At 36.0% G+C, this 4,385-nt stretch carries 8 protein-coding genes and 2 pseudogenes; 8 read left to right on the forward strand and 2 right to left on the reverse strand.

The genetic code is table 11. The annotated features are described in order from the left end of the window. Positions 1–199, reverse strand: a pseudogene (locus tag BM097_RS15710) (hypothetical protein); the annotation flags it as partial. Positions 200–382: 183 nt separating this feature from the next. On the opposite strand from BM097_RS15710, the gene BM097_RS15715 reads away from it, so the two are divergent. Next, a complete protein-coding gene (locus BM097_RS15715) occupies positions 383–793 on the forward strand; it encodes a hypothetical protein (RefSeq protein WP_090552602.1) in 411 nt (136 codons plus the stop codon). A 56-nt stretch (positions 794–849) separates the two neighbouring features. Beyond that, positions 850–1,035, forward strand: coding sequence for a hypothetical protein (locus tag BM097_RS15720; RefSeq protein WP_090552605.1), 186 nt, complete (start codon positions 850–852; stop codon positions 1,033–1,035). A 275-nt stretch (positions 1,036–1,310) separates the two neighbouring features. Here the strand turns inward: BM097_RS15720 and BM097_RS15725 are convergent, their stop codons facing one another. Next, positions 1,311–1,577: a DUF3990 domain-containing protein gene (locus tag BM097_RS15725; RefSeq protein WP_090552608.1), complete on the reverse strand. Its 267-nt coding sequence runs from the start codon at positions 1,575–1,577 to the stop codon at positions 1,311–1,313. A 104-nt stretch (positions 1,578–1,681) separates the two neighbouring features. Between BM097_RS15725 and BM097_RS16990 the strand changes: the two genes are divergently transcribed. The 6 genes and pseudogenes from BM097_RS16990 to BM097_RS16775 form a co-directional block, all read left to right on the forward strand. Continuing rightward, complete coding sequence (locus BM097_RS16990; RefSeq protein ID WP_255406686.1) at positions 1,682–1,882, forward strand: RNase H family protein; 201 nt, start codon at positions 1,682–1,684, stop codon at positions 1,880–1,882. A gap of 138 nt (positions 1,883–2,020) precedes the next feature. Then, positions 2,021–2,587 (forward strand): adaptor protein MecA, encoded by a 567-nt coding sequence (locus BM097_RS15735; protein WP_090552610.1) that lies wholly within the window; start codon positions 2,021–2,023, stop codon positions 2,585–2,587. A gap of 30 nt (positions 2,588–2,617) precedes the next feature. Further along, complete coding sequence (locus BM097_RS15740) at positions 2,618–3,235, forward strand: ClpP family protease (protein ID WP_090552613.1); 618 nt, start codon at positions 2,618–2,620, stop codon at positions 3,233–3,235. Between the two features lie 2 nt (positions 3,236–3,237). After that, the gene (locus BM097_RS15745; RefSeq protein ID WP_090552615.1) at positions 3,238–3,513 is read left to right on the forward strand and encodes a hypothetical protein; all 276 of its coding nucleotides are present in this window, start codon (positions 3,238–3,240) and stop codon (positions 3,511–3,513) included. After that, positions 3,506–3,949, forward strand: coding sequence for a hypothetical protein (locus tag BM097_RS15750; RefSeq protein ID WP_143085014.1), 444 nt, complete (start codon positions 3,506–3,508; stop codon positions 3,947–3,949). The genes BM097_RS15745 and BM097_RS15750 overlap by 8 nt, the downstream gene beginning before the upstream one ends. A gap of 294 nt (positions 3,950–4,243) precedes the next feature. Then, a pseudogene (locus BM097_RS16775) lies at positions 4,244–4,385 on the forward strand (IS5/IS1182 family transposase); the annotation flags it as partial.

A 4,385-nucleotide genomic window follows, 5' to 3' on the forward strand; every position in this document is an offset into this window, starting at 1 on the left:
AAAGCTTTTGAGCAATGAGTTCTTCATAGCAATCGAGCTTACTTGGTTTGTTGTGATGCTTTGGCTTACCTTCGTATCCGTCATAATACTTTTTGATAGTCCTACGATCACAACCATACATCCTTGCTAGCTCAGAAAAATTTGGTTTCAAGTTGCTCAAATTTAAAATAGTGAGCTGAGTGATGACCACTGTATCCATAGAAAAATACCTCCCATGGATACAAGGTAGCATATTTAGAGGATTTGTACATTTTTATTTTCCTCTAAATGTACATTTAAATAGTATCATTTACATAAGGTTCATCATACTGAAACAGTATTTGGAAATGCTGCTCTTATAGCTGAAAGTTTGCGCAAATACATTTTTCAAAATCACCATGAATTGATTAAATGGTATATCAATCTTCCTTATTACTATAAAACAGCATCAACCATATTTGTACATGCAGGTATCGATGAAGAAGCGGCCGATTTATGGGAAGTTGGAACATCAAATGAAATGTTTATTGAAAAATATCCCGCTGAAACTGGATATTTTTATATGAACATTGTAGCTGGACACGTTTCTACATCATCTATCGCTAAAGATTATAACTTTCATGACATATATTATGATGGGCAAAGTCATTTTTATATTGATGGGATAGATTCATATATGTCTACAGTTGAAGCTGAATCAAGAAGCATACCAGTTTTAGTATGTGAAGAAAATGGTATTGATTATATTTATTATTCATTAAAAGAAGACGGAACAAAAACTCAATTCGTTAATAAAAAATCAAGCTTCAACTAATATAAGTGTCAAGGAAAAGACTTTAAAAACCGTCCGCACTGAAAGAGGTAAGGAAAATGGATAATACAAAAATCAAAATCGTAATGGACGATGTTGATGCTCCTTATACAAAAGAAGAATACAAATTAACCGAGAAAGACTGCATTCAAACGTTGAAATATCTCAATGCGGTGGGCTTACAAGTTAGTCCAAAAAGTAAAATGTATAAAGTAGGCAAAAAACACGGCTTGATAGATTATTAATAGGAGAAAGAAATAGTGGAATGTCCGATGTGTCACGAAAAGCCGGTGGTGGCGATGACCTCGACCCGTGAGAGGACAACCATCAAATGCAAATGCGGTTTTATAAAGAGTGAGGAAATCAATTTCATTATTACAAAAATCGGAAGTCATATAATTTTCAATGAATTCTTCCATATCGTAGCCTTTATCGGCTGCTAATTGTAATATATCTCCTTGCACTTTTGCAATATCATATTTCATTGTAGGTGATAAAGCATCAAAATTCTCCATATCCGTCACACTCCTTCGTCATTTAATTTCAAAGTATTCTCGTCGTTTATATATTCAGAGGATATAGCAAATTCATATTCGAAAGGCGCTTTTTCTTGTGATACTCGTGATAATGTTTGTATTTTGCGAGTTCCTAGATAGAAACCATTTCCGAAATCCGTGGTTCCATGACTTTTAGCTGGAGTTATCTGACCAACAATACCTGTTTTAGAGCCGTGATAAAACACGATATCACCTGTATCTGGGTTTTTGAAGAAATCATTTTGTTTCATATTTATAACCTCTTACTTTCTATTTATATTATATCATCTATGTCATTATTGGAAGCATGGCTGCAATACAATAGGCAATTGAGCTTGACGTAAAAGAATTAAAAATCTACTATGATTATGATGGTATTGAAAAATGGGTCAGTGGAGAATGGAAAGCAAATAAGGCTCTTACAAAGTTTTATAGTGGATATATTGCAGCTGCTAAAAATGTAATTAAAATCGAGTTTGAACATGTTAAAGCTCATACCGGAATAGATGGAAATGAGGAAGCTGATCGTTTGGCGAAAGAAGCGGTGGGCTTATAGTTAAAACAGAATAAGTTATTCAGAGAATTGAGGCTTCGTAGATTTTACGAAGCCTATTTTGTTCCACTGTATAATGTGTACATGCTTTGAGTTACAAATATTAGTTTTCATACAGTATAAGAAAGCGAGGTATTTAAGATGAAAAATATAAAACCTAGGGAAATGGCTATCAAAAGAACAGGCAGAAGGTCATATGAAATCAAAACAAAACTTTTTGATGAAGAAGTTGTGGACCAGGAAACAGTTGATGAAATACTAATTGATTTGGTTGATGTGTCCATGGGGCAGTTGAAAATGCAAGATCTTATACCAGCTGATGCTGAAGTTACAAAATTGCAATCAAATCAGCTGGATGATAATAATGTGCTGATATCAATCATGTGGGATACAACCATGAACACATCGTACATTATTTGCGATAGTTTGGATGCTGTGATAACAACCGCCAAGCAAATGAAGCCAATCTCAAATATCTTTGAAAATCACAATCTGACGGTTTATAAGAATCCAGCAAATAAGCATTACGCGATAGGTTTTACATTGCCTGGTGACAAAGAACAGTTTAAAAATGTAAAGGCTACTTTGATTCATCTATGCGATTACAACGGCATTCATGTACAGGAATTCGTTAATTTCGCTCCTGAGCATTTAGCCGAGCACGGTGAATTGATTTGTGATGATTTATTTATGCTTGCGGATATTTAGAAACGATTGATATATGAAAGGAGAACGAAAATGCCAAATATTATTTTAGATTCAGTTAGAGGGTTACAGCCAGTACCAATTGATGATGTATTTCTTAAGGACAGAAAAATTTTTCTCGTGGGAGAGGTAAATGATGCATCCTGCAATGATTTGATCAAGCAGCTTCTTTATATGGAAGCAGAGGACAACACACTGCCAATTACGTTGTTCATAAATTCTCCCGGCGGACAAGTTGGATCAGGCCTTGCCGTGTATGACACGATTCGCCTCATGAAAAGTCCGGTTACAGCAGTTGTAACAGGAATTGCAGCCAGCATGGGAAGTATTATCATGTTGGCATGTGATGAAGATAAGCGCTTAATGCTCCCAAGCAGTAAGGTTATGATCCACGATTGTAGCTGGGGACACCGAGAAATGGGTGGAATGAAGCCATTTGAAATTGAGCAGGAATTGAGGCAGCTTGAGCAGGTTAATGAAAGGTTGATTTCTATCATAGCCGAGCGTACTGGTAATTCAGTGGAAGATGTTTCAAATGTGACAATGTGTGATAGCTACTTTAATGCCGAGGAAGCTATTGAGTTTGGACTAGCTTCAAAGGTGATTGATTCAGAATGTTTAGGTGAGTTGATGAAAAGGAATGCCGCTTAGTTATGAAGAAATTTGAGAAAAGCCAAATTAAGATAGTATTTTTAACATACATTTTATGTGTCGCAATGCCTTTATCGGTAAAGTTTTGTTTGAAGCAGATAGATGCATACAATGAACAGTACGATTCTCAGCAGCTTTTAGATATGTTAGATGAGAAGCGTTATGCCGAAAGGATGGAAGAACGTAAGCAGCAAGAAATTGCCAGAGAAAAAGAAAAACAGGAAATGGATGAATTTGTTAATAAAGTTATGGAAATGGTGAATGGCGAAAATGAATAAGATACTGAAAGTGATAAATATACTATTTACATGCATAATCGCGTTTTCTCTTGTTTGGGGACTTTGGTTTTGGCATGAAGTAAATGTGGCAAAAGAACGACATAAACTTATTGAAGATGCGCTGATGGGCATAGCCTTCGATAGCTCTGACTCTTACGCAAATCTAAGAGAAGATTATCTGCCACAGTTTGCAGGCGAAGAAGTCTGGGGAGAACTGTTTCCGCCAGAACCAACATCTACACTAGACGGCAACACCGTACGACACATAGATGCGCAGAAATTGGCACTGAGTACAGAAGAGGCGTATATTAATATGAGTAAGGAAGGCAACTTCGTAGCAAATCTTCGCGTGGCCAGCAATAGAGGTGTGCACTTTAGCATCTTTTTTGCGGGCACTGTTGATGGAGATGGTGTTAGGTTTACGAAGATGTATTAGAAGAAGGATTGGAGAAAAGGGACATGTTCTTTATGAACAGATAATAAAACTATATTAGGATTTAGTGTTAGGAGAAAGCAGGAGAGACCTTAAAAGGTCTCTTCTGCTTCAGAGTGTAGACAAAGTGTCGCGGCTTACGCCGCGACCTTTTCTTTTAATAAGGAGGAACTGGAGTCAGCGGACTCCAGTTCTTTCATTTTTTAAGACTCATAAAAATTGAGAAAGCCTTGATTTTACAAGCTTTTCAGACTCTTTTTTGGTATAATAGAACTATCAATAAAAGGGGTTTGAATAATGATTACAGAACAAAACGAGAAGGCTAGAAAGCAGATTGAATTTGTATGTACGGATGATTTAGTTCCACAAGATCATCTTTTAAGAATCATAGATAAAGCAATTGATTGGTCTTTTATTTATGATTTAGTCAGAGACAAAT

Origin of the sequence: Pseudobutyrivibrio sp. OR37 (assembly GCF_900113655.1) — a bacterium.
GTDB lineage: Bacteria > Bacillota > Clostridia > Lachnospirales > Lachnospiraceae > Pseudobutyrivibrio.